Origin of the sequence: Arthrobacter sp. AFG7.2, assembly GCF_002892835.1 — a bacterium.
Lineage (GTDB): Bacteria > Actinomycetota > Actinomycetes > Actinomycetales > Micrococcaceae > Arthrobacter.
In genome coordinates, this window is sequence record NZ_PJMB01000007.1 from 143,663 (window position 1) to 169,476 (window position 25,814).

Genomic DNA, 25,814 nt, shown 5'->3' on the forward strand with positions numbered 1-25,814 from the left:
CACTATTCTATGCGCCGGGCGGCGGTGGAAAGCGCTAGGCCTGCCCTGACTCCAGGATTTCCAGGGCATACGCCAGGTCCTGCGGGTAGTCGCTGGTGACGCGGACGCGTTCCCCCGTGACCGGATGGTCGAAGCCCAGTTCGCGGGCGTGCAGCCACTGGCGGGTCAGGCCAAGTGTGGCGGCAAGCCGCGGGTCGGCACCATAGGTCAGGTCGCCGGCGCAAGGATGCCGGAGCGCGGAAAAGTGCACGCGGATCTGGTGGGTGCGTCCCGTTTCCAGGTGGACCTCCACCAGGCTGGCCTTGCCGAAGGCTTCGATCACTTCGTAGTGGGTGACTGAGGGACGTCCGTCTTCAATCACCGCGAAACGCCAATCGTGCCCCGGATGCCGGCCGATGGGCGCGTCGATGGTTCCAGCCAGCGGGTCGGGCAGGCCCTGGACTACGGCGTGGTAAACCTTGTCCACTGTGCGTTCCTTGAACGCGCGCTTCAGGGCGGTGTAGGCACGCTCCGACTTTGCCACCACCATCACACCCGAGGTCCCGACGTCGAGCCGGTGCACGATGCCGGCACGTTCCGGCGATCCGGAGGTGGAGATGCGGTAGCCGGCTCCTGCGAGGCCGCCCACCACCGTCGGCCCTACCCATCCCGGCGAGGGGTGGGCGGCAACTCCTACCGGCTTGTCCACGACGACGAAATCCTCATCGTCCAGCAGGATCTTCAGGCCTTCCACAACTTCCTCCACAACTTCCAGGGGGTCTCGCCGTTCCGGCATACTCACCTGCAGGACATCGCCCGCCACCAGCTTCGCCGACTTGCCCAGCGGCCTGCCTTTGCTCTCCACATGACCCTCCGCAAGAAGGGACGCCGCGAGCGAGCGCGAGATGCCGAGGAGGCCGGCAACACCCGCGTCCGCCCTGGCTCCCCCGTATTCGTCGGCAACGACAATGCGTTCAGGCATCCCCGGGCTTCTCCTTGCTTTCAGACGTCAGGCGGCTTCCGTCCATGGTGATGCCGCGCAGGGTCAGGATGCAGATAATCGTCACGGCGGAAACCACGGCCGAATCAGCGATATTGAAGATGGCGAAGTTCGGGAGCTGAATGAAATCGACCACGTGTCCCATACCGAATGACGGCTCCCGGAAGAGCCTGTCAGTGAGGTTGCCCAGTGCCCCGCCCAGGAGCAGGCCGAGCGCCAGGGACCACCAGATTGACCCCAATTTGCGGATCTGGAAGAGAATGGCCACGGACACTGCGGCCATGATGATTGAAAACACCCAGGTCACGTTTTCACCGATGGAAAATGCCGCCCCCGAGTTCCGGATGAAGTACCAGTGCAGGAGAGGAGGGAATACCGGGATCCGTTCGCCCTCCACCATGCTGGACGTGACCCACAGCTTGGTGAGCTGGTCCAGGATATACGCGAAAAGTGCGAACCCGGCGAAGACCGAGAGCAGCACTGCCCGGCGCGGGCGCGGGGAAGGTGGTACGGGGCGTGCGGGGTCCGCAGCAAGTTCGTCAGTCATGGTGCTTTCATTCGTAAACCAGGTGTTAATGCCAAAAGCCGGTGGCCGAGGAATCCTCAGCCACCGGCTTTCAGAATACGTGCTTTGACGGACTAGTTGGCTTCGCTCACTTCCGGCGTAGCCACTGAACCGCGGGCGTCCAGGTCGCGCAGCTGGCCTTCGATGTAGGCCTTCAGGCGTGAACGGTAGTCGCGCTCGAAGCCGCGGAGCTGCTCAACCTTGCGCTCCAGGACCGAACGCTGCTGCTCGAGTGCACCGAGGATCTTGCGGGACTTCTCCTGCGCGTCATTGACGAGGCTGCTGGCTTCGATCTGCGCCTCGGCGATGATCTTGTCCTTCTGCGCCTGGCCGTCGGCGACGTGGCGGTCGTGCATCTGCTGGGCCATGGCCAGGAGGCCGGCGGCGGATTCGGCAGACGGAGTTGCGACGGCGGCAGGCGTGGAGGTTGCGGGCGCTGCGGCTGCAGGAGCGGACGGCTGGACGTCCTTCTTCTTGCCCGCTTCGGCAGTCTTGGCTTCTGCTTCTGCCTTCTCGCGTGCCTCATCCTTGTCGGCCTTGACGGGCGCGGGGACCTTCTCCACAACGGGAGCAGCAGCCGAGCTCGCAGGAACGCTGGAACCGGCGTCGGAAAGCTTCTTGCGAAGTTCGTCGTTCTCCTGGTTCAGGCGGCGGAGTTCAACGACGATCTCGTCCAGGAAGTCATCAACTTCGTCCTGGTCGTAGCCCTCGCGGAACTTGGTCGGCTGAAAGCGCTTATTGACAACGTCTTCTGGCGTCAAAGCCATCTGGTCACCTCACTGGTCTGGTTAGTCAGTAGGCCTTCCGGCCGTCAAAACTACGGTACCTAAATTTGGTCTGGTTACTCTAATTCAACACTGCGGTGTCAAACCTGAGTTTTCTTCGCTTTACAGTAGCTGTTCCCGGGGGTACACCCTGCGCGGCTAGGTTTATGGCGGTTTTATTCAGGAAGCCAGGCCCCTGGTGATCCCCATCGCGATGCTGACGGCGATGAAAAGGATCAGGAAACCCAGGTCCAGGGAGATACCACCCAACCGAAGGGGCGGGATCAGCCGGCGCAGCACCTTGAGGGGCGGATCGGTGATCGAGTACACGGCGTGGGCCACCACCAGGGCGGCTCCCCGTGGGCGCCATTCACGGGCGAACATCTGGACCCAGTCGAAGACCAGCCGGATGATCAGGGCAACAAAGAACAGGAGCAGCGCGAGATAGACAAGTCCGAAAGCAATTCCCATGACTTAATTCATATCTCCATGTTCATCTGTTTACCGCGGCGTTCTGCCGATGTCCTGTCTATTTCAACACAGATGCCAGACAGGTGTCCCTGCCTGGCATCCGCATACCGCCAGATGTTCAGCTTTGGTTGAAGAAGCTCGCCTGGGTCTCGCTGATTTTTTTGTCGTCACCGATGACTTCAACATACGACGGCGACAGCAGGAAGACCTTATTGGTGACCCGTTCGATGCTCCCGCGGAGTCCAAAGACCAGGCCGGCGGAGAAGTCCACCAGGCGCTTGGCGTCGGCCTCGCCCATGTCTGTGACGTTCATGATCACCGGGATACCGTCCCGGAAGCTCTCACCGATGAGCTTGGCATCGTTGTAGGAGCGCGGGTGGATGGTAGTGATCTGGCGGAGACCGCTGGTCTCCTCGCGGCTTGACGCCGCTCGTTTGATGGGAGTCACTGGCGCGCGGTATTCCTCTTCAGGGGCGTAGGACGTTTCGCGGCTGACCTCTCGGACGGGTGCAGGTGCACGGCGCTCCTCACGGTCAGCTTCCATCGTTTCGTCCTCATCCTTACGTGTTGTCTGTTGCTCGGACTCGTAATGTTCATCGCCGTCGGCGAGCCCAAGATAGATCATTGTCTTGCGCAGAGCGCCGGCCATGGTCGACTCCTAATCGTGTCCCGTAAGCGGGCCGCCCAATGGCTTGACAGCACTGGAGTCCCCCGCCCATCACTTGCAATAGCTTTGACGCTACCCCACGGCGGGGCGCGATCCGAGAATATCGGAACCGATGCGCAGGTGTGTCGCTCCAAAGGCTATGGCCGCTTCCAGGTCCTGGCTCATGCCTGCGGAAATGGCCGTGGCTTCGGGGTGGTGCGCCACCAGCCGCGCCGAAACCCCGGCGAGTTTTTCAAAGGCGGGCTCCGGCGGGGCACCCAGGGGCGCCACGGCCATCACGCCAGCCAGCCGCAGGCCTTCGGCGGCCGCTATCCTGTCGGCGAGCAGAAGCGCCTCGGCGGGAGCGGCTCCGCCCCGATGCGCGCCGGCGTCGTCCTCAAGGCTTACCTGGATGAAACAGTCCAGCGGTTCACGCCCCGTGGCCGCCTGCTGGTTCTGCACTGCCTTTGCCAGGGCATCCACGAGCTGTGGCCGGTCCACTGAATGAACGGCGGCAGCGTAGCGGACCACTGACTTCGCTTTTTTTGTCTGCAACTGGCCCACGAAATGCCAGGTGAGGCCGCAGTCGGCCAGGCTCTCCGCCTTCGCGGCAGCCTCCTGGTCCCTGTTTTCCCCGACGTCAGTCACTCCCAGCACGGCGAGCCGCCGGACGTCCTCCGGAGGGTGGAATTTCGTGACCACAATCAGGGTTGGCAGTTGGTCGGAGCGTCCGGCCGCCGCAGCCGCGGAGCTGATCCTGCGCCTGACTGTTTCCAGCCGGCCGGCCAGCTCCACGGTGCGCGGATCCTGGTTGCCCGGACCGCCGTCTCCCAGTAACGGTTCAGTCATTGCGCCACACCATGCCTGCGAAACGTCCGGTGGCCCGGTCGCGGCGGTAGGAGTAGAGGGACTCCGTCTCCAGGGTGCATGGTCCGCTGTATTCCACGTCAACCCCGGCGTCCTCCAGCTGCCGCCGGGCTCCCGCCGGGAGGTCCAGTGCCGGGGTTCCCCAGGACGTGGTGGACCACGCAGCGGGAACGCCGGCAGCCACTTCATCCCGGAGAGGCGCAGGAACTTCATAGCAGCTGCCGCAGATGGACGGCCCGAGCCAGGCTTTGATGCCTGACGCGCCCAAGGATCTCATCCTGTCCACAGCGAGCGGAATAACGCCGCCGGCCACACCCGGACGTCCGGCATGGACAGCAGCAAGGACCGGGCCGCCCGTAGACTTACCCGCCAGCAGGACGGGAATGCAGTCCGCCACCATGACAGCCAGCGGAAGTGCCTGCGACACCATGGCATCAGCGTCCGGCGTCCCGCTCTCCCTGCCCATCACGGCAACGGTGGTGCCATGCACCTGGTTCATGAACCGCAGGCCCTGCGGCTCAATGCCCATCATGGCTTCAAGCCGCTCCCGCCGCCGCAGGACATCATCCGGATCATCACCCACGTGCAGGGCGAGGTTTCCGGCGCTGCTGTCTGTAAACGCGGCTGAGACCCCCGGCAGTATCTCGCCGCGCCAATGGAACAAGCCGGGGCCTACTTCAGGAAGTCGGGGACATCCAGGTCATCCGAATGGCTGCTGGTCATGTCCGGCTCCACCACGGAGGGCAGGTCCACATCGAAGCCGGAATCGGCGGGGACGGCTGCCGGGCGCTGCTGGCCCCAGTTGCTGAGCCCTGCTGCGCCTATTCCTGCGTGGACCGGCTGGACGTGCACCTGGTGATGCGCGGAGGAGGGTGCCTGTGAAGGGGCGGGCGCAGCGGCCGGAGCGGCGGGCCGCTGCGGAGCAACCTGGGGCTGCGACTGGTCCATGGACGGCGATGTTGCCTTGACGTCGTCGAAGCCGGCGGCGATAACGGTGACGCGGGCCTCGTCACCAAGGGCGTCGTCGATCACGGCACCGAAGATGATGTTCGCCTCAGGGTGCGCGACTTCCTGCACCAGGCGTGCGGCCTCGTTGATCTCGAAGAGGCCAAGGTCGGAGCCACCCTGGATGGACAGCAGAACACCATGGGCGCCGTCGATGGACGCTTCCAGCAGCGGCGAGGCGATGGCAAGCTCGGCAGCCTTGACCGCGCGGTCCTCGCCACGTGCAGAGCCAATACCCATGAGCGCGGAACCGGCGCCCTGCATGACGGACTTGACGTCGGCGAAGTCAAGGTTGATCAGGCCTGGCGTCGTAATGAGGTCCGTAATGCCCTGGACGCCCGAGAGCAGCACCTGGTCGGCTGAACGGAATGCGTCAAGGACGGAAACGTTGCGGTCGCTGATGGACAGGAGCCGGTCATTGGGGATCACGATCAGCGTGTCCACCTCGTCCCGCAGGGCGTCGATGCCGGCTTCTGCGGAGCCTGCGCGGCGGCGTCCCTCGAAGGTGAAGGGACGGGTCACTACGCCGATGGTCAGGGCGCCGAGGGAGCGCGCAATGCGTGCAACAACGGGTGCCCCGCCGGTGCCGGTTCCGCCGCCTTCGCCGGCCGTCACGAAGACCATGTCAGCGCCGCGAAGCACTTCCTCGATCTCGTCGGCGTGATCCTCGGCCGCCTGCTTGCCTACCTCGGGATTGGCGCCGGCACCCAGCCCGCGGGTCAGCTCACGCCCGACGTCGAGCTTCACGTCGGCGTCACTCATGAGCAGAGCCTGGGCGTCGGTATTGATGGCGATGAATTCAACACCTCGGAGGCCGACCTCGATCATGCGGTTGACTGCGTTAACGCCACCGCCGCCGATGCCGACGACTTTGATGACGGCCAAGTAATTCTGCGGAGCTGCCACGTTACGTGTCCCTTGTTCGTGTCTTATTGCGAAAACTGATGGAGAGCTTGAACCATGAAACCTTAACCTTCGAGTTGAAGGTTATAGTTATGTCAAGTAACTCATGTCTGTGACGGTATTTCCTCTGCTGGCCACATTCAATAACCGGCTCCGCGTGTCGGATTAATACCGGAAAGAAAGCTTCAGCGCGTCACCGGATGCCTGGGCACGCTGACATCGTAGACCTTGACCGGATTCTTCGGATCGGCGGGAACCTTCAGGAGTGCGGCCAGCACTTTGGCCTTGAGTTCCTTTTCGCCTGCGTTGCCCCAGACGATCGTCTGGCCGTCCACAAGCTTGAGTTCCACTGCATTTACAGACTGGGCGGAGGCATTGGAAAGCCTGGCGAGCACGTCGGCCGGGAGGGCGCCAAGGACTGCGGCCGTGGCGCGGAAGAGGTCCTGGCCGATAGCTCCCGCTCCCCCGTCGATAACAGGCAGCGACACCGACTCAGGATCGGCCGTGGCCGCAAGCTGCACTCCCTCCACGTCCACGAGCTGGTACTGCTCGCCCTGCTTGACCAGTGCCACAGGCGCGCGTTCGCGAACCTCAACGGCCAGTCCGGACGGCGGGCGTGCCTCAGCCGAGGCGGACTTGACCTGGACCAGCGGTTCAAGGAGCCGGGCCACTTCCTCGTCCGTAACCTGCGGCAGGGGTTTACCGCGCAAGGGTTCCAGCGCTGCCTGGACCTGCGCAGGGGTGAGCAGCCTCGTGCCGGACACCGAGATCGTGTCAACCGCCAGGACCGGCGAAAAAATAGCCGCAGCCAGGAGCGCGGCCACCAGCGCAAAAAGCGTGCCGGCCGCCATGAGGACATTCCGCTTGCGGCGCTTCCCCTTGGGCCCGGGAAACGCCACCACGTTCGCTGCGGCAGCCGCCGGCGGTTCGGCCTTCCTGCCCTTGCCAAAGCCGGGGATGGCCGCCTTTTTGGGTTTGGCGGGCTTCCCGTCCTCCGGTGCGGCAGGTTCCGGAACAGAACGCGAAGCTGAGATGACCTCATCCCCGGCGGTTCCGACGGAGCTGCCGGCGGACCTGGCGCCCGGCCTGCCGGTGGACGTGTAGGTGGGGCGGCGGGTGCTAGCCACGCAGGGCCTCGATGATGTGCGGTCCGTATGCCGTGACATCGCCGGCGCCCACTGTCAGCACAATGTCCCCTTCAGCGGCAGCAGCCACCAGTGCGGGCACGGCATCACCGGCGGTCACCAGGCGTCCGCCCTGGTTCAGGTGATCGGCTATAAGCCGGCTGGTGACATCCGGGATGGGATCTTCACGGGCCGGATAGATATCCAGCACCAGGGCGGTGTCGGCGAGGTTGAGTGCTGCGGCAAACTCCTGGGCGAACTCGCGGGTACGTGAAAACAGGTGGGGCTGGAACAGGACGTGCACTTTGTGGCCGCCCGCTACCGAACGCGCCGCTGTAAGGGCTGCCCGGACTTCGGTGGGGTGGTGGGCATAATCGTCGAACACACGCACTCCCCGGGCCTCCCCCTTGAGCTCGAAGCGTCGGGAGGCGCCGGAAAAGTGTGCCAGGGCAGCCGCTGCCGCACTGGGGTCCACTCCGAGTTCAAGCGCGACGGCAAACGCAGCAACGGCGTTCAGCGCGTTGTGGCGCCCCGGCACCTGCAGGGCCAGTTCGTAGCGCCCTGTGGGCGTGGAAACTGCGACATCGCCGGGACCGCCGTCGTGCAGCACGAGGTCCGCCTCGCTGCCGGTTCCGTAAAGGACCACACGGCTGTTGCCGCGCGCCCGCGTCCTTTCCGCAAGGGCCAGCGCGCCGGCGTCGTCCGCGCAGGCCACGAGCACGCCGTCCGCTGGAAGGAGCGCTGTGAAGCGGTCAAAGGACTCGTACACCGCCTCCGCGGTTCCGTAGTGGTCCAGGTGGTCCGGCTCAACGTTGGTGACAACGGCGATCATCGGCCGGTAGTTAAGGAAAGAGCCGTCGGATTCGTCCGCCTCGGCCACAAAGATTCCGGAGCGGCCGTGCGCGGCGTTGACGCCCAGCGCCGGGACGTTCGCCCCGATGGCGAAGGAAGGATCCAGTCCGGCGCCCTGCAGCAGGACGGTGACCATGGAGGTGGTGGTCGATTTGCCGTGGGTTCCGGCGACGGTGACAACCGTGTCGCCGCCCATCGTTGCGGCCAGCGCCTCGGAGCGGTGCAGCACCGGCAGCCCTGCCTCCCTTGCCGCAGCGAGCTCCGGGTTGTCCGCCCGGATGGCGGAACCGGCCACGACGGTCTGCGCGTCGCCCAGGTTGGCGGCGTCGTACCCGACGGCGATCCGGGCACCGGCCGCGGCAAGGTCGGCCATCACTGGCAGGTCCTTGGCGTCGGAACCGCTGACTGGAACGCCGCGGGCCACCATGATCCTGGCGACCGCAGACATGCCCACCCCGCCGATCCCCACGAAGTGGATCCGTCCCAGCGATTCAAGGACAGGGATGCCGGGGTGGTTCATGCTGCTACCGCTTCCAGGATGAGATCAGCCATGCGCTGATCGGCGTTTCGAATACCAAGCCGGTAGGAACTGGCGGCCATGGCCGCAAGCCGTGGCTGGTCCACGACAAGCGGAATCAATTCCTTGGCCACCCAGTCAGCCGTGAAGTCCCGGTCATTGACGAGCAGTGCCCCGCCGGCGGCAACCAGGCCGGCAGCATTGAGGGCCTGCTCGCCGTTGCCGATGGGCAGCGGCACCAGGACAGCAGGGACACCGACGGCGGCAACCTCGCACACAGTGGCCGCACCGGAGCGTGCCAGCAGCACGTCCGCCGCCGCGTAGGCAAGCTCCATGCCGTCCACGTATTCCACCTGCCGGTAGCCATCTGCCGCCAGCGGCCCGCCGTCGTCGTCCAGGACGGTCTTGCCCCGGCCGGTGATGTGCAGGGTCTGGATGCCCGCGGCAGCCAGCTGCCGGACAGCGGCGGCTATGGTGCGGTTGATGCTTTGGGCGCCCGAGGATCCCCCGGTAACTATTAGTGCAGGCTGCGCCGGGTCCAGCCCCAGGGCTGCGCGGGCGGCAGCGCGGGTGGCGGCCCTGTCCAGGCCTGAAATTTCCGTGCGCATTGGCATGCCCACGTGGGTGGCATGCGGGAGCGGCGTCTTGTCCAAGGCCACGGCCACGCGGTTGGTCATCATGGCACCCACGCGGTTCGCAAGGCCGGGACGGGCGTTGGCCTCATGGATCACAATGGGAATCCGGCGTTTCCGCGCGGCCAGGTACATGGGCGTGCACACGTAGCCCCCAACGCCCACCAGGACATCCGCGCCGGCTGTGTCCAGGATGGCGCCGGCCTGGCGTACCGCACCGGCCAGCCTGCCGGGAAGCCTCAGCAGGTCTGCCGAGGGTTTGCGGGGGAAGGGCACCCGGTCGATGGTGGCCAGCTCCACGCCGGCTGCCGGCACCAGCCTGGTTTCCATCCCGGATGGTGTTCCGACAGCCAGGATGGCGGCCTCGGGGGACGCGGTCCGGAGGGCCGCGGCGATGGCGAGGAGCGGGCTGATGTGTCCGGCGGTGCCGCCCCCTGCCAGGACGATGGACGGGTTCTTGGAGGTCATGGAGGGTTAGGTACGCTTTCCTGCAGTTTTCTTCCGGGCAGCGTTTTCCCGCGCCGGCTTGGCCTTGAACTTGAGCATCCGCTTGGGACGGAGAGCCGGGGCCATCTGCTCCCGGGCCAGGGAAAGCACCACCCCAATGGCACAGAGCGACATCAGCAGCGCTGAACCGCCATAGGAGATGAAGGGCAGCGGCACGCCGATGACGGGCATCAGGCCGGTCACCACGGACATATTGACTGTGGCCTGTCCCAGCAGCCACACCATGATGGTGCCGGCAAGCACCCGGTGGAACATGTCCTCCTGAGCCACCACCACGCGGTAGATCGCGGTTCCCAGGATGGCGAAAAGAATGAGGACGACGACGGTTCCCACCAGTCCCAGTTCCTCGCCGATGATGGCGAAGATGAAGTCGTTGTGGGCTTCGGGAATCCAGCTGTACTTTTGCCGGCTCTGCCCCAGACCTACTCCAAACCATCCGCCGGAGGCAAGCCCGTACAGGCCGTTCGTGGCCTGGTAATTGGCGTCAACGCCATCGGCACAGGACTGGCCGGTCCACCAGGAAGTGATGCGGCACATGCGGTTTGAGCTCGTTACAGCCATAACGGCTGTTCCGGCCACCGCCACCAGGCCTGCGACGCCGAAGAGGTAGAGGGGGGCTCCAGCAAAAAAGAGTGCGGCGGCCGTGATCATCATGATGATCATGGCCGTGCCAAGGTCGTTGCCCACCAGGACCAGGCCCACAATGATGATGGCCATCGGGACGGCAGGAACCGCGACGTGCTGCCACTTGCTCAGCAGCCTGCCCTTCCTGGCCAGTACGGTGGCCATCCACAGCGCGAGTGCCAGCTTGGACGCTTCCGACGGCTGGAAGGTGATGCCCCCAAGGTCAATCCAGTTTTTGTTACCGTTGACCTCGGCGCCCACAAGCTGCACCAGCCCCAGCAGAACCAGGGCGGCGATGATCGCGGGCCAGGCAAGCCGCTTCAGCCACACCACATTGATGCGGGACAGCACGAACATGGTGAAAATGCCAATCCCGGCGAACATGCCCTGCTTCAGGGCGTCTCCGTACGGGGACTTGCCGGCGGCGATCGACTCCACGCTCGAGGCGGAGAGAACCATCATGATGCCGATCGCCGTCAGGGCCAGGGTGGACCCCAGGATGAGGTAGTAGGTGGAGCCGTTCCTGGAAGTGCCCGTTCCTTCCAGCGCGGACCAGAAGGTGCGGTAGGCGGCGCGCAGGCGGTTACCGGCGGCGGCAGGGGGGCGGACCGGCGATGCGGAGGATCCGGGGCGCGGCTTGCCGGCCCGCTGTTGGGCTGGCGGGCGTGTTGGCGTGCTGACCATTGTTACTCCTCGCCGGTCCGGGCCTGCCCTTCCACCAGCTCGCTGACAGCTTCGATGAAAGTGTCACCACGGTGAGCGTAGGAAGAGAACTGATCCATGGAAGCAGCTGCCGGAGCCATCAGCACAGTGTCGCCGGACCCGGCAACCTGGGCTGCTGACGCAACTGCCCGGGTCATCACGGGTTTCCCGGCGACGGGAGAACCGGTCTCGATGCCGTCTGTTGCAGCAGTCTGCACTTCTTCAGTTTCGCCCGTTCCCGGCTGGATCACCGGGACATCGGGCGCGTGTCGCCGGAGGGCCCCGGCCAGCGCCGAGGAATCCGTGCCAATGAGCACTACGGCCTTGAGCCGGTGGGCATGTTCCCGCACCAGGTCGTCATAGGTGACACCCTTGGAGAGGCCGCCGGCGATCCAGACGACGTTGCTGAAAGCGGCGAGGGAGGCTGCTGCTGCATGCGGGTTGGTTGCTTTGGAGTCGTTGATCCACAGGACGCCGTTGTGGCGGGCTACCGGCTGGATGCGGTGGTCCCCCGGAACGTAGTCCTGGATCCCCTGCCGAACCGCCTTCGGCTCGATGCCGTAGGCGCGGACCAGGCCTGCGGCTGCCAGGGCATTGGCCACCATGTGCCGTGGTGCCAGGGCACCCAAATCGGACATCGAGGCCAGCTCGGCGGCGCTGTCCCTGCGTTCTTCAATGAACGCGCGGTCCACCAGGAGCCCTTCCACTACGCCGAGCATGCTGATTGCGGGGGTCACGGTGGTGAATCCGACGGCGCGGCACCCTTCCACGACATCCGCGTTCTCCACCATGCGTTCGGTTTCGATCTGTTCGGCGTTGTAGAGGCAGGCCTTTTGGGTGCGCTCGTAGACTTTGGCTTTGTCCGCGAGGTACGAATCATACGATCCGTGCCAGTCGACGTGGTCCTCGGCAACGTTAAGGCACACACTGGCTACCGGTGATAACGACTCCGACCAGTGCAGCTGGAAGCTGGAGAGTTCAACGGCGAAAACGTCGTACTCCACAGGGTCGCGGATAGCGTCCAGGATGGGGGTACCGACGTTGCCCACGGCGATGGCTTTCAGTCCGGCTGCCCGCAGCATTGACTCGGTCAGGCCCACGGTGGTGGTCTTTCCGTTGGTTCCCGTGATGGCCAGCCAATCGGCAGTCTTGCGTCCTTCGCGGACGCGCACCCGCCAGGCAAGTTCGACGTCACCCCAGACCGCGATATGGGCGCGTGCCGCAGCGGCGAGCAGGGCCTGGTCGGGACGCCAGCCCGGTGATGTGACGATCAGTTCGGGAAGCTCGCCGTCGATCTTGGGAATGCTGGTGACGGCGTCCTCGCCGAGGAGGACGTCGGCTGCGCCGACAATCTTAAGGGTATCCGCGTGGGCTGTGGCTGTGTCGCTGGTGGCGGCATCCACCACCACCACCCGGGCACCGAGTTCGATCAGGGTGTCAGCGGCAGCAAATCCTGAGACGCCAATGCCGGTGACCACCACCCGCAAACCTGACCAGTCGGAGTCCCAGCTCACGAGGTTCTGGAGGCGGGGAGAAACGGTCACAGCAGCACAACCCATTCAGCGTAGAAAATTCCCAGGCCCACGGCGACGAAAAGCCCGCCCAGGATCCAGAAGCGGACCACCACAGTCACTTCAGCCCACCCCTGCAGTTCGAAGTGGTGCTGCAGTGGCGCCATTTTGAAGACGCGTTTACCACCGGTGGCTTTGAAGTAACCAACTTGGATGATGACGGACAGCGTAATCAGGACGAACAGCCCGCCGATGATGCCCAGCAGCAATTCCGTCCTGGAAAGGATGGCGAAACCCGCGATGGCCCCGCCGATGGCAAGGGAGCCGGTATCGCCCATGAAGATTTTTGCCGGCGACGTGTTCCACCAGAGGAAGCCCACCAGGGCCGCGCTCATGATGGCTGCCAGCAGGGCCAGATCCAGGGGGTCCCTGACGGAGTAGCAGCCTCCGCCGGCCTGCCGGGGCGAGCCGCAGGCCTGGTTGCTCTGCCAGATGCCCATCAGCGTGTAGGCGCCAAACACCATCACGGACGCTCCCGCGGCGAGCCCGTCCAGGCCGTCCGTAAGGTTCACCCCATTGGTAGCGGCGGTAACGATCAGGTTGGACCAGATGACGAAGAGGATTGCCCCCAGCACGGTCCCGCCGAAGGCCAGGTCCAGCCACGGGAGGTCGCGGACCAGTGAGATCTTCGTGGAGGCCGGCGCGAGTCCGTCTTCATCAGGGAAATTGAGCGCAAGAACGGCGAAGATGATGCCTACCGCGGCCTGGAGGATCAGCTTGGCCTTGGCGTTCAGCCCCAGGCTGCGCTGCCGGGAGATCTTGATGAAGTCATCCAGGAATCCAACGAGTCCCATGCCCACCATCAGGAAGAGCAGGATCAGTGCGGAAGCGGAGGGTCCCGGGGAGTCCGGGTTCACCATCAGCATGATGAGGTGGGTCAGGCCGTAACTTAACAGGACGGCCGCCACCACCACGGTGCCGCCCATGGTGGGGGTTCCGCGTTTCGTGTGGTGGGAGGTGGGCCCGTCATCACGGATGAACTGCCCGTAGCCCCGGCGGACGAGGAGCCGGATGAAGAGCGGTGTGCCCACCAGGGCGAAAAGGAGGGCCAGCCCGGCGCCGATCAAAAGTGCAATCACAGCAGTGTGCTCCTTTCATCGGCAGCCTGAGGGGTGTGTGGGGGTAATGCTATCCGATCGCCTAAATGGCGAAGTCCCACGCTGTTGGAGGACTTGAACAGCACCAAATCGCCCGGTTCAAGTTCGGCGCTAAGCAGTTCGTAGGCTTCCTCGGCGGTCTCCGCGAAGATGCATTCGTCCCCCCACGAGCCTTCCTGGACGGCCGACACGTAGAGGGCACGCGCTTCCCTGCCCACCACCACCAGCCGGGAAATGTTCAGCCGGACCACCTGCGTTCCCACCGCGGTGTGCTCGCGGATGGAGTCCTCGCCGAGTTCCAGCATGGCTCCCAGGACTGCCCAGGTGCGCCTGCCCTGGCCGAGGTCAGCGAGTGTCCGAAGCGCCGCGCGCATGGATTCGGGGTTGGCGTTGTAGGCATCGTTGATGACGGTCACGCCGTCCGCCCGCTCAGTGCGCTCCATACGCCACCGGCTGGCGGCGGCCTGGCTGCTCAGCGCAGCAGCGATGTCCGCGCCGGGGATTCCTGCCGCCCACGCTGCTGATGCCGCCGCGAGCAGGTTGCCCACGTGGTGGGCGCCTATCAGGCGGCTGGTGACGCGGTGGGAAGTGGCTTCGCCAGGGAGGATGAGGTCGAATTCCGGGTGGCCGTCGGTGTTGGTGTCTGTGTTGAGGGCCTGGACGGTGGCGTCCGGCCGCCCTTCGGCGGAGAACCCTACGACGGACGCCGAGGTGCGCGCGTGCATGGCGGCCACCCTGTCGTCGTCGAGGTTGAGGACGGCGGTACCGGAGGCTGCGAGGCCTTCCACCATTTCGCCTTTGGCGCGGGCGATGTTGTCCACTCCGCCGAATTCACCGGCGTGCGCTGTCCCCACCCCCAGGACTACGCCGATATCGGGCTTGACCATGTCAACGAGGTAGTTGATGTGGCCGATGCCGGTGGCGCCCATTTCGATCACCAGGTACCGGGTATCCGTTCCGGCCGTAAAGACAGTGAGCGGTACGCCGATTTCACCGTTGTAGGAGCCCCGGGGCGCCACAGTGTTGCCGTGCACGGCCAGGATCCCCGCCAGCAGGTCCTTGGTGGTGGTCTTACCGGCTGAGCCGGTAATGCCGATCACCGTTAACCTGTCATCCGCCTCCGCACGCGCGGCGCGGATCCTCCGGACGGTTTCAGCAGCAAGCGCGCCCATGGCCAGCACGGCGTCGGGAACCACCACGGAAGGGTAGATGGAGCCGTCGGGAGCTGCTGTCGGTCGTTCCACAAGGGCCAGGGTGGCGCCGCCGGCGAAGGCGGCTCCGACGAAGTCGTGGCCGTCCGCGTACTCCCCCGGTTTCGCTACGTACAGCGATCCAGGGGTGGCTTCGCGGGAATCCGTGACCACCGAAAGAGGCGTAATCCCGGGCTCGGCGTCCAGGCGCCCTTTGGTGATGTCGGCGATTTCGGCCGCAGTAAATGCAATCATCTCGGTCTAGGACTCTATCCGGTCGTCATGGAGAACGTTGAATCCCCTGGCTGTCAAGGCGCTGCGAAGCTCCACCCTGTCGTCGAGCGCAAGGTTGACGCCCTTCACTTCCTGCCACACCTCATGGCCCCGGCCGGCAACGAGGATGGTGTCCTGTGGCCGGGCGAGTTCCACGGCGCGCTGGATGGCCCTGTCCCGGGGAAACTCCTCCAGCACGGTGCAGGGCAGCCCCTCCCGGTGCCGGGCCTCGCGTGCCCCCGCCAGGACGTCTGCGCGGATGGCGGCTGCGTCCTCGTCGTGGGGGTCGTCGTCGGTGACGATGACGGTGTCTGCGAGCCGGGCGGCGATGGCACCCATTGCCGGCCGCTTGCCCTGGTCGCGCTGGCCTGTCGCACCAAAAACGACAATCAGCCGTGACCCGGGTTCCGGTGACCGGACGGCTTCCAGCGCCCGGGCCAGGGCATCAGTGTTGTGCGCGAAGTCCACCACCGCGGCGGGATGTTCTGAGACGAGCTGCATCCGCCCCGGCACTGCCACGGTAAAGGGATCGCCGGCGTCAAGTGCTGCCTGGAGGGAGGCAGCGTCCACGCCGCCTGCCAGCACCATGACGGCAGCCAGGGCTGCGTTGGCCACGTTGAAGCTCCCGGGAAGCCCGGTGTGGACCCGCAGCGTGGTGCCCCCGGGCCCGCTGAGAATGAATTCCGTGCCGAGGCCACGGGCCGTCGTTTCAGTAACGGTCCAATCCGCCGGGTTCTGCGCTGAGGTACTGAGGGTGGTGACCGGTACCCCGGCGGTGCCTGCCAGCCGGCGGCCCCATTCGTCGTCGACCGTCACCACTGCCTTCCGCGCACGGCCAGGCGTGAACAGCTCTGCCTTGGTCGCGAAATAGTCCTCCATGGTGTGGTGCAGGTCCAGGTGGTCCTGGGTGAGGTTGGTGAAGCCGGCCACGTCGAACAGGACCCCGTCCACCCGCTGGTAGGAGATGGCATGGGAGGAGACCTCCATGGCTGCCGCGTCCAGGTCCTTTTCCCGCATGAGTGCCAGGAGCCCATGGACGTCAGGGGACTCCGGCGTGGTGAGCAGGCTTGGAATGGGGTCCCCGCCGGCCACAATCTCGATAGTGCCGATCAGCCCGGTCTTCTTGCCCAGGGAGCGCAGCAAGGAGGTGATGAAGTAGGTGGTGGTCGTCTTACCGTTCGTGCCTGTCACGCCAAACATGCGCAGGGCGCTTTCCTGCCGCGTGCCGTAAATCATGGCCGAGAGCGGCCCCACCACGTTCCGCGGGGCGTCCACCACCAGCACCGGTACCGCCGTGTCGGAGGACAAGGCCAAGAGGCGGGCACCGGCGTCGTCCGTCAAAACGGCCGCAGCTCCCGCATCGATGGCCTGGGCGGCGAAGTCGGCGCCGTGCCGGACGGCACCGGGCAGGGCCACGTACAGATCTCCTGGTTCCACGGTGCGGGAGTTGATCGAGATCCCTGTCACGGACACGTCCGCCGAAGTTCCGGGAACAACGACGCCGATTGCCTGACCAAGGGTTTCCAGCCGGACCGCCTCCACTGCGGAGGGCCGGAAGCGTGCCTGGCGTTCGTTTTCCGCCGGGGCGCCATCCCCCAGGGCCGGGCCGGGCCGGGCTGGTTCTTCGGACACTGGGCGCTGACCGGACGCGTTGAACTCTGACAAGGGATCTCCGATGGTGCTAGTGGACCGTGACCGGCATGGATAGGCCGGAGCAGCGCAGGGCTGCTCCGGCTGCTGCCGGGATATTACTTGGCGAACTGGGCCAGCCGGGCCGGCTCACCCGTGGACGGCTGGACGTTGTAGGTCCGCAGTGCCTGGCTCATGACAGACCGGAACACCGGTCCGTTGGTAATCCCGTAAATGCTGCCCTTGGGCCGCTGGAGTACCACCTCCACAATAAACCGCGGATCGTCCATCGGGGCCATGCCCACGATCGAGGCGGTGTAACCGCAGAAGCCGGATTTGCCATCATCGCACGGCGACTCCGAGGTGCCTGTCTTGGCTCCCACCCGGTATCCGTCGATTCCTGCGTCCTTGATCTGCCCCTCGGTGACGGCACTTTCGAGGATGTCCTGTACCTGCTGGGCGGTCTCCTCGGACACGATCTGACGCGGTTCTGCCGCCGGCACCTTTTCCTCGGTACCGTCTGCAGATACATAAGCGTCGATCAGGCGCGGCTGCAGCATCACCCCGTTGTTGGCGACGGACTGGAACGCCCGCACAGTCTGCAGGGTGGATTGCGACACACCCTGGCCGAAGAGGACAGTGTATTCCTGCCGCCCGTCCCACTGCTCCCACGGGGTCAGGATGCCGGAGGCCGTTGCGGGCAGGCCGATGTCCGGGGCTTCGCCGATACCGAACTTCTTCAGCCAGTCGTAGCGTTCCGCCTTGGTCAGGCGCTGGCCGGCTTTGACGGTGCCGGTATTCATGGAGGAGCCCAGGATGCCGGCGAGCGTCCGTTCCTCAGTGCCGTGGGTGAAGGAGTCGCTGAATGTCTGCCCGTTCACGGTGTAGGTCGGGTCCAGCGTGAAGGCATCGAGGGGGCTGGCCTTGCCCTCTTCGATCAGCGCGGCAACGGTCATCATCTTTTGCACCGAACCCGGCTCATAGGCTGCGGTCACGGAGCGGACACCACGGTCCTTGGCGGCCACCCTGCCAGGGTCGTTCGGGTCCGGGGCATTGGTGTCCGCCATGGCCACCAGGTCTCCGGTCTTGGCATCCATCACGATGATGACGCCCCATTCTGCACCCAGTTTGTCCGACTGGCTCTGGATGGCCTGCTGGGCGAAGTACTGCAGATCCGAGTTGAGGGTGAGCTTGACGTCCTTGCCGTCCTGCGGCGGCGTCAGTTCATCCACGCCCACGGGGATGCGCAGGCCGTCAGCACCAATTTCGAAGAGGCGCTTGCCGTCCGCGCCTTTCAGGAGTTCGTCCTGGGTCTGCTCGATCCCCGCCTGTCCCGTGGTTCCGTCCTGGAGGAAGCCGATGATGCCGCCGGCAACGGATCCGTTGGGATATACGCGTTTGCTGACGCCTTCAGTGACAATGCCGGGAATCTGGAGCCGGGAGATGCGGTCCTCAACGTCCGGCTTCACGTCCTTGGCAACGATGTAGTAGGGCTGCTGCCCGGTTACGGCCTCGCGGATGGCATCCTTTTCCATGCCGAGCGCAGCAGCCAGTTCCGTCAGCCCCTGGTCCCTGCTGACGTCCACGAGCTTTTCCTTGGCGTCATCCAGGCGCTTGAAGGTCTCCGTCTTCGTGTTGACTCTTTGGTCCACCACCACGTTGTAGCGGATGACGCTGTTGGCGAGCACGGTGCCCTTGGAATCCAGGATGCTTCCGCGTTCTGCCGGGAGCACGGTCTGCTTCATCCGGCTGTTCAGGGCGGCTTCCGCCATGCCCCCCACATCCAGTCCCTGGACCAGGAAGAGCTTGCCGCCCACCACCAGCAGGAGCGTCAGCATGATGCCAAGCCCCAGGCGCAAGCGCTTGGTGGCGTTGGGCACCTTGCCGTTATTTGCCTTGCCGGTCCTCTGCGCCACCGTGATATTCCTTGCTGCTCGAACCTGCTGCCTGCCAGACCTGCCGTACTACTGTCCGGGCACCTTCTGTGCAGGCGCGGGGACAGACCCGCCGTGGAGTTCCGCCGCGGGCGCCGCCGGAGCTGCAGCTGCCGGCGCGGGAAGTTCTGCGGGTGGAGTTGAAGGAGCCGCAGCACCGGGGGTCGCGGCGTTCGGGGCCGCAGCGTCCGAGGCTGCAGCACCCTGGGTTCCAGCACCCTGGGCCGCGGGCGCAGCAGCTTCCGCCGGCTTCCGGCTTTCGAGCGGTTCGCCCTTGGACGCCGGCGGAACCACGATCAACTGCCCTGCGACGGCGGGCGCAGGAATAACAGCGCCCTGCGCACCACCCTTAACCGCCGGAGTCGCTTTGCCGGTGACAGACAGGGTGGAGAGGTCGATCTGGCCCTTCACGGTGGAGGCCACCATCCCCAGTTCGGAGGCTTTGGCCGCCAGGTTCTGGGGTGCTTCAAAGTTCTGCACCTGCTGCGTGAGGTCCTGGTTCTGCTTGGTCAGCGTGCTCTGTTTAGCACGCAGTTCAACCAGCTGGTACTGGGCGGTGGAGACCGAGATATTCAGGACCAGCACGGCAATCAGCGCCAGTGCGAGCATGGCGAAGCACAGCACCACAAAGGGTGCCCGGCGCTTGCGGGGTACGGTGCGGACCACGGACAGCGGGGTCCTGCCCTTCCGGCTGTCGCCGGAGGTCTGCGCGGGAAGTCCCCTGCCGGCGGCTGAACTGCTGGAAGCAGCGGGAAAGTTCTTGACGGCAGCGGTGCTCATGCAGCTCTCCTGGCTCGGATTCGTTCCGCCGCACGCAGTCTTGCAGAGGCAGCGCGCGGGTTTTCAGCGATTTCGACGGCGGTGGGCACCTCGGTGCCTTTGGTCAGGGTTTTCAGTTCGGCCTTATGCTCTTCCAGCTCCACCGGGAAACCCAGCGGAGCCGAGGATTTGGAACGTGCCTGCAGGACGCTCTTGACGATCTTGTCTTCGAGGGAGTGGTAGGACATGACGACTATCCGGCCTCCCATGGCCAGGGAGTCGACGGCGGCAGGAACGGCGCGTTCCAGGACGTCGAGTTCCTCGTTGACCTCGATCCGCAGCGCCTGGAACGTTCGCTTGGCGGGATGCCCTCCCGACTTCGCGGCCGAGGCCGGAACCACGGAGCGGATCTGTTCCACGAGTTCTCCGGTGGTAGTGAAGGGCTTGGCGGCACGGGCGGCGACAATCCTGTTGGCGATCCGTCCGGCGAACTTCTCCTCGCCCCACTTCCGGATGATCCTGACGAGTTCCTCTTCGCTGTAGTTGTTCACGACGTCTGCCGCGGTCTGGCCGCGGCTGGTGTCCATCCGCATATCCAGCGGGGCATCAAAGGAGTAGGCGAAGCCGCGTTCGCGTTCGTCGAGCTGAAGCGAGGAAACACCGAGGTCCATCAGGATGCCGTGCACCTCGGAAACGCCGAGGTCTGCCAGGACATCTTCGATGTCGTCGTACACAGCGTGCACCAGGTCAGTGCGGGCCGAGAATGGAGCGAGCCGTTCGCCGGCCAGGGCAAGTGCTTCTTCATCCCGGTCGATACCAATGAGGTGCAGGTCCGGAAAACGATGCAGCATGGCTTCGGAGTGGCCGCCCATGCCCAGGGTGGCGTCGACGGCTACCGGGGTTTCACCGCGAAGCCTTGCCGCGTCGAATCCGGGGGCCAACAAATTGATGCACCGGTCCCGAAGGACCGGCACATGGCGTTGGGACGTTGGCTTCGGGTGTTCGTTCATGCCTCGTCCTCTCTCGCCGTCGGTGTAACTCCTGATGCTTCTGGGGCCAGATCCCCATCCGCGCCTATCGTCCGCCGGCCTGGCTCCGGGGAAGTGAGCCAGGATGGCCAACCGATGGGCGGCTGGAGATCTCATCCAAGAAGCTGCCTGCTGTCCTTTCCGGTCACAGAATGCCCGGAATGGGGTCATCAGTCTCAGAGAAGGCTGTTTCCTTCTCTGCGAGGTATTCAGTCCAGGCCTGGGCGTCCCAGATCTCGGCGCGGGAGCCGGCGCCGATCACGGCAAGTTCCCTGCCAAGGCCTGCATACTCCCGGAGCGCCGGCGGAATTGTCACGCGCCCCTGCTTGTCAGGTACCTCGTCGGAGGCTCCAGAGAGAAAGACGCGGATGTAATCCCTCGCCTGCTTGGAGGAAATGGGTGCTTCCCGCATTTGCTCGTGGACCCGTGCAAATTCCTTCTCGCTGAAGACGTAGATGCAACGTTCCTGGCCCCTTGTGAGCACCAGCCCGCTGGCAAGTTCCTCGCGGAACTTCGCGGGGAGGATAATCCGCCCCTTTTCATCCAGACGCGGCGAATGTGTGCCCAGAAACACTGGCCCACCGCCTGTCCGATGTCAGGAACTGCACATCCCCTGTGTTGCAACTACCCTCTTATGTCCTCCACATTACTCCACTTTCCCCCACAGTCAACGCAAACCGGACCCTCCGGCAGCCCCTTCGTGGGAAAGGAGGGCTGAAACGGCGCGGAATACCGCGGGATGGTGGAAAGTGGAGGGGTTTCGGCCTGGACGGGCGGCAGCCCTCCCGGTGCGGGTCAGCGGGGATATGCCAACCTCAGGCAGGTCCTGCAATGCGGCTGTCCGCACCGTTTGTTCCTGGCAAGGAGAGGATCAAATGCGAAAAGACCGGCCATTGGCCGGTCTTTTCGTGCACTCCCCCGTCACGGGGGAGGAAAGTGGAGTGGCCGCCGAACTGACAGCCGGGAGCTCTACGGCTCTCCCCTGCGCCTTTCGTCCCACCGCTCCTCAAGGCTGCTCATGAAGGAGCTTCTTTGCTTGCCGGGCTTTCGGCCGCCTGCCTTGGATCCCGGCTTTGCAGCGCCCGAACTGCTGCGCATGGTGGCGAAGTAAACACCGCCGCCCATCACCACAAAGCCCAGTACGCCAACGAAGATGTTCTGCAAAGTGACGCCCACGAGCAACAGGAAGACGCCTGCCAGGGCGCACAGGACGCCGATCACCACGTGCCTCGTGGACCACGATCGCCCCGGGTCTGACCCCATGGAATGTGCGAACTTCGGGTCGTCCTCGTGAAGCTGCTTCTCCAGCTGCTCCAGCAGCTTCTGTTCGTGCTCCGACAGCGGCATCACGACCTCCTTTTGTAGGCCAACGTCCGGGCTGATCCCAGCCACTACTTCTGCACCGTTAACGGCTGCTATGCCTAAGTGGTTCCCGCTCTGCCGGCAAGGGCAAAAAGTCGGTAACCAGGCATGCCGTCGCAGGAGCGGGAGCATGTCCAAGAGGGTCCGGCAGTAAGTCCATCCACTCAAAAACTATGTATGTCTAAGGATAGTTTGTTGAGGGCTGTTCTGAAAGACGGCAATGACTTTCCGGGGCACCCTCTGCGTGCCTCCCGGAATCCTTCAGCCGGGTTCGTTTCCGGGTTCCATCAGGCGGGCCGGCAGCACGGATTTACTGCCGAATTTGCGGGTCACTTCATCCAGCGCCTGCTCAGCAGCACGCCAGTTCTCGTCCCGGCGGTCGATGCTCAGCTGCAGCGACGTCCGGGCGGTGTCTTCAAGCTGTTCAGCCCGTACCCCCACGAGCCGCACCGTCATCGCCCTCTCCCCCAGGGATTCCAGCAGCTGCAGCGCCACCGCATAGATCAACTGGGCGCTGTCCACGGGGGTCTGGACCGTCCGGCTGCGCGTGATGGTCGAGAAATCGGCGAACCGCAGCTTCAGAGCGATGGTCCGGGCCACCATGCCCGAACTTCGCAGCCGCAAAGCGGTCCGGTGGGAGAGCCGGAGGAGTTCCCGGTGGAGCAGGGCGTCATCACCGGTATCGACGGCGAACGTCTCCTCGGCGCCGATGCTCTTCTCCAGCCTGACCGGAGTCACCACGCGATGGTCTATCCCCCAGGAGAGCTGGTGGACATGTACTCCGGTGGCGCCAAGCATTCTCTTGAGGGTGGAAACAGGCGTGGCTGCCACGTCCGCAACCGTCCTGATGCCCATTCTCGCGAGAACGTCCGACGTCTTGGCCCCAACGCCCCACAGCGCGCCGACCGGCAGGCTGTGGAGGTACGGCACAGTGTCGTCGGGGCCGATCAGGAGGAGCCCGTCCGGCTTGCAGCGGGTTGAGGCAATCTTCGCCACGAACTTTGTCTCCGCGATCCCCACTGATGCAGTGATGCCCAGTTCCGAAGCGACCTTGCGCCGGATCATTTCCCCGATGCCCCGGGGTGGTCCAAGCCTGCGTATGGCGCCGGTGACGTCGAGGAACGCCTCATCGACGCTGAGTGGTTCCACAAGCTCGGTGACTGACTCAAAAATGGCCATCAACCTGGCGGATACCTCGTAGTACACCGTGTGGCGCGGTTCGATAATGACTGCCTGGGGACACATTCGCACCGCCACTGCCATCGGCATGGCGGATTTCACGCCGAACGCCCTGGCTTCGTAGGAGGCGGAGAGGACCACGGAACGCTCCGCGGGAAAGCCGACGATGACGGGCTTGCCGCGAAGCTCAGGACGGGTCCGCAGCTCCACGGAAACGTAGAAGGCATCCATATCCACGTGCATGATGCACGTGCGCCGGCGTGCCGGAGGCCCCGCTCCGGGCGGCTGGTTCTTACCTTCGGGCACCACGGCTGCAATCCTATCGTTTTGTACTGACTAAACTGGAGGCTGAATCCGGCATCAACACCAGGAGGAAAGTCCCTGTGACGGTTTTTGGAAACCTTAGGCCGGCAGGCGTGGCAGCTCTCGCTGCCGGCGCAGCCTTGGCCCTTGCTGCCTGCAGTCCATCTCCGTCAGCGACCCCGGATCCTTCCACCCCGGCCTCCGCTCCTGCAACTGCGGCGACAAGCCTTACCGCGTCCCCCAGCCCTTCCGCTTCACCCAACACGTCCGCCACTGTGGGCGCGCTGGTGGAAGGCTTTCCCCAGCAGCTGCTTCCCCTCATGCCGGGAGCCACCGTGGTCTCGAGCAGCTTCGACAAGGCTTCGGCTCCCGCCACTGCCGCCCTGGTGGGCACCGTGGCTGCCCCAACTGCTGCGGTCCTCGATTTTTACACCAAGGCGCTCGAGGGCCAGGGCTTCAAGGCCGTCCCGGGCGAGGCTGTCGGTGCAGTGGCTTCCAAGGACTTCGTCCGGGGCGACAACGAGACCGTGAACCTCTCGCTGGTTGAAGCAGCGGGCGTTGCCACGTTTACTATCGGCGCCAACGTGCCAGCTGAGTCCGCCAAGTGACGGCGGCCGAGCAGCTAAGGCACGAACAGGCGGATTTCGTAGCGGCGGTGGCCGGCGAACTGACGGGATTTCTGTCCTCACGCCAGGTTCTCATGTCCACCATCTCGCCGGACATCGAGCCCATCATGGGTTCAATCTCCAATCTGGTGACCGGCGGTAAGCGGCTCAGGGCGTTGATGTGCTACTGGGGCTGGCGGGGTGCCGGCGGAGAGCCTGCAGCCCGGCAGGCGGTTGCGGCAGGAGCAGCCCTGGAGCTGTTCCAGGCGGCTGCCTTAATCCACGACGACATCATCGACCGTTCCGACACCAGGCGGGGCGGACCAAGCGTCCACCGCCGCTTCAGCGACCTTCACGGGGCCCAGGGCTGGGCGCTGGACAGCGAACGCTTCGGCCAGGCGGCCGCCATTTTGGCTGGCGACCTTTGCCTCTCCTTCAGTGAGGAAGCCTTTACGGACATCGGCGAACGGGCAGCAGCGGGAAGCAGGGCCAGGCTGATTTTCAACCTCATGAGGTCAGAAGTAATGGCAGGACAGTACCTGGACATCCTGGAAGAAGTTGCAGGGCCCGCCAGGGACCGTGCCGGCGCTGTTTCGCGTGCGCAGTCCATCATCCGCTTCAAGTCTGCCAAATACTCCACCGAGCATCCCCTGGCTCTGGGCGGCGCCCTGGCAGGCGCATCGGATGAGCTGCTGCGCGGCTATTCGTCCTTCGCACTGCCCCTTGGAGAAGCGTTCCAGCTTCGCGATGACGTACTGGGCGTGTTCGGCGATCCGCTGACGACAGGAAAACCCGCCGGGGACGACCTCCGGGAAGGCAAACGCACCGTGCTGGTTGCCTTGGCCATAGACCAGGCCTCGGCGGCCGAGGCGGCGTACATTGACGCCCGCCTCGGCAGCCCGGACCTCTCTGACGAAGACATTGCGGAGCTCCGGCGGATCATTGAGGAATCAGGAGCGCTGGCCGCCACTGAGGTCCTCATCAGCGAATTCGGCGCTGCTGCATTCGACGCCCTCGAGGACCTTCCCTTGGCCGAACTGCCCAAAACCGCCCTGCGGAGGCTGGCCGAAGCGGCTGTCAGCAGGGCGTCCTAGGGTCGCTGTACCCCAGACCAGCGGAATTGCCGCGGGACGGAATTACCAGGCGAGGGTCTGGGCCCTGCGCCTGATCTCGGTTTTGCGGCCTTCACGCAGTGCGTCGATGGGGCGGCCGCGCAGCGACTCGTCGGGAGTAAAGAGCCAAACGATCAGGTCCTCGTCCGAGTAGCCGGCGTCGGACAGGACAACAATGGTCCCCTTGAGGCTGTCCACCACCTGGCCGTCCTGAATGAATTCGGCAGGCACTGACCTGATTCTGCGTTCACCCACCCGCAGCGCCGCCAAGGCACGTTCATCAAGCAGGCTGTGGACCTTTGTGATGGAAACATCCAATAAACGTGCGACGTCGGGCAGTGGCAGCCACTCGCCCACAAGGTTTTCTACATTACTCACGGATCAAGGTTCCCACGCTGTGCGCCCTGGCGCCTAGTCGATGCTGTCAGGCACACCGGCTGACCTGCGGACACTCCGGAATTTCTTCCTTGCGGGCATTCCCGGATTTCTTGTGCTAATCCCAAATCCGTGAGAGATTCTCTTTGACCACATTTGTAACATTATTAACATGAGCAACAGTAGTATCAGAATTAACAGCGGCATTTCCGCCCGCGCCCGCAGTTGAGAAGAGGATT

25 protein-coding genes are annotated in these 25,814 nt (G+C 64.7%); 2 read left to right on the forward strand and 23 right to left on the reverse strand.

Features of this window, described 5'->3' with window-relative positions; all coding sequences use genetic code 11:
* Positions 1-34: 34 nt before the first annotated feature.
* The 22 genes from CXX84_RS13660 to dinB all read right to left on the reverse strand — a co-directional run bounded on the left by CXX84_RS13660 (position 35) and on the right by dinB (position 23,423).
* Positions 35-961 (reverse strand): RluA family pseudouridine synthase, encoded by a 927-nt coding sequence (locus CXX84_RS13660; protein ID WP_102977258.1) that lies wholly within the window; start codon positions 959-961, stop codon positions 35-37.
* Positions 954-1,526 (reverse strand): signal peptidase II, encoded by a 573-nt coding sequence (gene lspA, locus CXX84_RS13665; RefSeq protein WP_102977259.1) that lies wholly within the window; start codon positions 1,524-1,526, stop codon positions 954-956. The genes CXX84_RS13660 and lspA overlap by 8 nt, the downstream gene beginning before the upstream one ends.
* Positions 1,527-1,618: 92 nt before the next feature.
* Entirely contained in the window at positions 1,619-2,311 is a 693-nt protein-coding gene (locus CXX84_RS13670; protein ID WP_102977260.1) for a DivIVA domain-containing protein, read from the reverse strand.
* A 177-nt stretch (positions 2,312-2,488) separates the two neighbouring features.
* The gene (locus CXX84_RS13675) at positions 2,489-2,779 is read right to left on the reverse strand and encodes a YggT family protein (RefSeq protein ID WP_102977261.1); all 291 of its coding nucleotides are present in this window, start codon (positions 2,777-2,779) and stop codon (positions 2,489-2,491) included.
* A 118-nt stretch (positions 2,780-2,897) separates the two neighbouring features.
* On the reverse strand, positions 2,898-3,428 hold the full coding sequence (locus CXX84_RS13680) for a cell division protein SepF (RefSeq protein WP_102977262.1): 531 nt from the start codon (positions 3,426-3,428) through the stop codon (positions 2,898-2,900).
* A 90-nt stretch (positions 3,429-3,518) separates the two neighbouring features.
* Positions 3,519-4,274, reverse strand: coding sequence for a YggS family pyridoxal phosphate-dependent enzyme (locus tag CXX84_RS13685; RefSeq protein WP_102977263.1), 756 nt, complete (start codon positions 4,272-4,274; stop codon positions 3,519-3,521).
* On the reverse strand, positions 4,267-4,956 hold the full coding sequence (locus CXX84_RS13690) for a polyphenol oxidase family protein (RefSeq protein WP_102977264.1): 690 nt from the start codon (positions 4,954-4,956) through the stop codon (positions 4,267-4,269). Before CXX84_RS13690 ends, CXX84_RS13685 begins: the two co-directional genes overlap by 8 nt.
* Positions 4,957-4,964: 8 nt before the next feature.
* The gene (gene ftsZ / locus CXX84_RS13695; RefSeq protein WP_102977265.1) at positions 4,965-6,203 is read right to left on the reverse strand and encodes a cell division protein FtsZ; all 1,239 of its coding nucleotides are present in this window, start codon (positions 6,201-6,203) and stop codon (positions 4,965-4,967) included.
* Positions 6,204-6,385: 182 nt separating this feature from the next.
* Positions 6,386-7,327: a cell division protein FtsQ/DivIB gene (locus CXX84_RS13700; RefSeq protein WP_102977266.1), complete on the reverse strand. Its 942-nt coding sequence runs from the start codon at positions 7,325-7,327 to the stop codon at positions 6,386-6,388.
* The gene (murC, locus tag CXX84_RS13705; protein WP_102977267.1) at positions 7,320-8,696 is read right to left on the reverse strand and encodes a UDP-N-acetylmuramate--L-alanine ligase; all 1,377 of its coding nucleotides are present in this window, start codon (positions 8,694-8,696) and stop codon (positions 7,320-7,322) included. The genes CXX84_RS13700 and murC overlap by 8 nt, the downstream gene beginning before the upstream one ends.
* Positions 8,693-9,793, reverse strand: a complete 1,101-nt coding sequence (murG, locus tag CXX84_RS13710; RefSeq protein WP_102977268.1) for an undecaprenyldiphospho-muramoylpentapeptide beta-N-acetylglucosaminyltransferase — start codon at positions 9,791-9,793, stop codon at positions 8,693-8,695. Before murG ends, murC begins: the two co-directional genes overlap by 4 nt.
* A 6-nt stretch (positions 9,794-9,799) precedes the next feature.
* The gene (ftsW, locus tag CXX84_RS13715; protein WP_102977269.1) at positions 9,800-11,140 is read right to left on the reverse strand and encodes a putative lipid II flippase FtsW; all 1,341 of its coding nucleotides are present in this window, start codon (positions 11,138-11,140) and stop codon (positions 9,800-9,802) included.
* A 2-nt stretch (positions 11,141-11,142) separates the two neighbouring features.
* Positions 11,143-12,717, reverse strand: coding sequence for a UDP-N-acetylmuramoyl-L-alanine--D-glutamate ligase (gene murD, locus CXX84_RS13720; protein WP_189337595.1), 1,575 nt, complete (start codon positions 12,715-12,717; stop codon positions 11,143-11,145).
* Positions 12,699-13,808, reverse strand: a complete 1,110-nt coding sequence (gene mraY / locus CXX84_RS13725) for a phospho-N-acetylmuramoyl-pentapeptide-transferase (RefSeq protein ID WP_102977271.1) — start codon at positions 13,806-13,808, stop codon at positions 12,699-12,701. Before mraY ends, murD begins: the two co-directional genes overlap by 19 nt.
* Positions 13,805-15,271: a UDP-N-acetylmuramoyl-tripeptide--D-alanyl-D-alanine ligase gene (locus CXX84_RS13730; RefSeq protein ID WP_102977272.1), complete on the reverse strand. Its 1,467-nt coding sequence runs from the start codon at positions 15,269-15,271 to the stop codon at positions 13,805-13,807. Before CXX84_RS13730 ends, mraY begins: the two co-directional genes overlap by 4 nt.
* A gap of 6 nt (positions 15,272-15,277) precedes the next feature.
* Positions 15,278-16,888, reverse strand: a complete 1,611-nt coding sequence (locus tag CXX84_RS13735) for a UDP-N-acetylmuramoyl-L-alanyl-D-glutamate--2,6-diaminopimelate ligase (protein WP_102977331.1) — start codon at positions 16,886-16,888, stop codon at positions 15,278-15,280.
* A 149-nt stretch (positions 16,889-17,037) separates the two neighbouring features.
* Positions 17,038-18,834: a peptidoglycan D,D-transpeptidase FtsI family protein gene (locus CXX84_RS13740; RefSeq protein ID WP_102977273.1), complete on the reverse strand. Its 1,797-nt coding sequence runs from the start codon at positions 18,832-18,834 to the stop codon at positions 17,038-17,040.
* Between the two features lie 48 nt (positions 18,835-18,882).
* Complete coding sequence (locus CXX84_RS13745) at positions 18,883-19,632, reverse strand: hypothetical protein (protein ID WP_102977274.1); 750 nt, start codon at positions 19,630-19,632, stop codon at positions 18,883-18,885.
* Positions 19,629-20,621 (reverse strand): 16S rRNA (cytosine(1402)-N(4))-methyltransferase RsmH, encoded by a 993-nt coding sequence (gene rsmH, locus CXX84_RS13750; protein ID WP_102977275.1) that lies wholly within the window; start codon positions 20,619-20,621, stop codon positions 19,629-19,631. Before rsmH ends, CXX84_RS13745 begins: the two co-directional genes overlap by 4 nt.
* Positions 20,622-20,784: 163 nt before the next feature.
* The gene (gene mraZ / locus CXX84_RS13755) at positions 20,785-21,213 is read right to left on the reverse strand and encodes a division/cell wall cluster transcriptional repressor MraZ (protein ID WP_102977276.1); all 429 of its coding nucleotides are present in this window, start codon (positions 21,211-21,213) and stop codon (positions 20,785-20,787) included.
* A 395-nt stretch (positions 21,214-21,608) separates the two neighbouring features.
* Positions 21,609-21,986, reverse strand: coding sequence for a DUF3040 domain-containing protein (locus tag CXX84_RS13760; protein WP_102977277.1), 378 nt, complete (start codon positions 21,984-21,986; stop codon positions 21,609-21,611).
* Positions 21,987-22,262: 276 nt separating this feature from the next.
* The gene (gene dinB, locus CXX84_RS13765; RefSeq protein WP_102977278.1) at positions 22,263-23,423 is read right to left on the reverse strand and encodes a DNA polymerase IV; all 1,161 of its coding nucleotides are present in this window, start codon (positions 23,421-23,423) and stop codon (positions 22,263-22,265) included.
* Positions 23,424-23,563: 140 nt separating this feature from the next.
* On the opposite strand from dinB, the gene CXX84_RS13770 reads away from it, so the two are divergent.
* Positions 23,564-24,091 carry a hypothetical protein gene (locus CXX84_RS13770; protein ID WP_102977279.1) on the forward strand — a complete coding sequence of 176 codons (528 nt, stop codon included), beginning with the start codon at positions 23,564-23,566 and terminating at the stop codon, positions 24,089-24,091.
* The gene (locus tag CXX84_RS13775) at positions 24,088-25,182 is read left to right on the forward strand and encodes a polyprenyl synthetase family protein (protein WP_102977280.1); all 1,095 of its coding nucleotides are present in this window, start codon (positions 24,088-24,090) and stop codon (positions 25,180-25,182) included. Before CXX84_RS13770 ends, CXX84_RS13775 begins: the two co-directional genes overlap by 4 nt.
* 42 nt (positions 25,183-25,224) lie before the next feature.
* Here CXX84_RS13775 and CXX84_RS13780 read toward each other — a convergent pair whose 3' ends face one another.
* Positions 25,225-25,578: an Rv2175c family DNA-binding protein gene (locus tag CXX84_RS13780; RefSeq protein ID WP_188813264.1), complete on the reverse strand. Its 354-nt coding sequence runs from the start codon at positions 25,576-25,578 to the stop codon at positions 25,225-25,227.
* Positions 25,579-25,814: the final 236 nt, after the last annotated feature.

Bases quoted from the DNA above. Each gene is read 5' to 3' on its own strand.
- CXX84_RS13660 (WP_102977258.1), bottom strand. From the start codon at position 961: ATGCCTGAACGCATTGTCGTTGCCGACGAATACGGGGGAGCCAGGGCG.
- lspA (WP_102977259.1), bottom strand. From the start codon at position 1,526: ATGACTGACGAACTTGCTGCGGACCCCGCACGCCCCGTACCACCTTCC.
- CXX84_RS13670 (WP_102977260.1), bottom strand. From the start codon at position 2,311: ATGGCTTTGACGCCAGAAGACGTTGTCAATAAGCGCTTTCAGCCGACC.
- CXX84_RS13675 (WP_102977261.1), bottom strand. From the start codon at position 2,779: ATGGGAATTGCTTTCGGACTTGTCTATCTCGCGCTGCTCCTGTTCTTT.
- CXX84_RS13680 (WP_102977262.1), bottom strand. From the start codon at position 3,428: ATGGCCGGCGCTCTGCGCAAGACAATGATCTATCTTGGGCTCGCCGAC.
- CXX84_RS13685 (WP_102977263.1), bottom strand. From the start codon at position 4,274: ATGACTGAACCGTTACTGGGAGACGGCGGTCCGGGCAACCAGGATCCG.
- murC (WP_102977267.1), bottom strand. From the start codon at position 8,696: ATGAACCACCCCGGCATCCCTGTCCTTGAATCGCTGGGACGGATCCAC.
- murG (WP_102977268.1), bottom strand. From the start codon at position 9,793: ATGACCTCCAAGAACCCGTCCATCGTCCTGGCAGGGGGCGGCACCGCC.
- ftsW (WP_102977269.1), bottom strand. From the start codon at position 11,140: ATGGTCAGCACGCCAACACGCCCGCCAGCCCAACAGCGGGCCGGCAAG.
- murD (WP_189337595.1), bottom strand. From the start codon at position 12,717: ATGGGTTGTGCTGCTGTGACCGTTTCTCCCCGCCTCCAGAACCTCGTG.
- CXX84_RS13730 (WP_102977272.1), bottom strand. From the start codon at position 15,271: ATGATTGCATTTACTGCGGCCGAAATCGCCGACATCACCAAAGGGCGC.
- CXX84_RS13745 (WP_102977274.1), bottom strand. From the start codon at position 19,632: ATGAGCACCGCTGCCGTCAAGAACTTTCCCGCTGCTTCCAGCAGTTCA.
- rsmH (WP_102977275.1), bottom strand. From the start codon at position 20,621: ATGAACGAACACCCGAAGCCAACGTCCCAACGCCATGTGCCGGTCCTT.
- CXX84_RS13760 (WP_102977277.1), bottom strand. From the start codon at position 21,986: ATGCCGCTGTCGGAGCACGAACAGAAGCTGCTGGAGCAGCTGGAGAAG.
- dinB (WP_102977278.1), bottom strand. From the start codon at position 23,423: ATGCACGTGGATATGGATGCCTTCTACGTTTCCGTGGAGCTGCGGACC.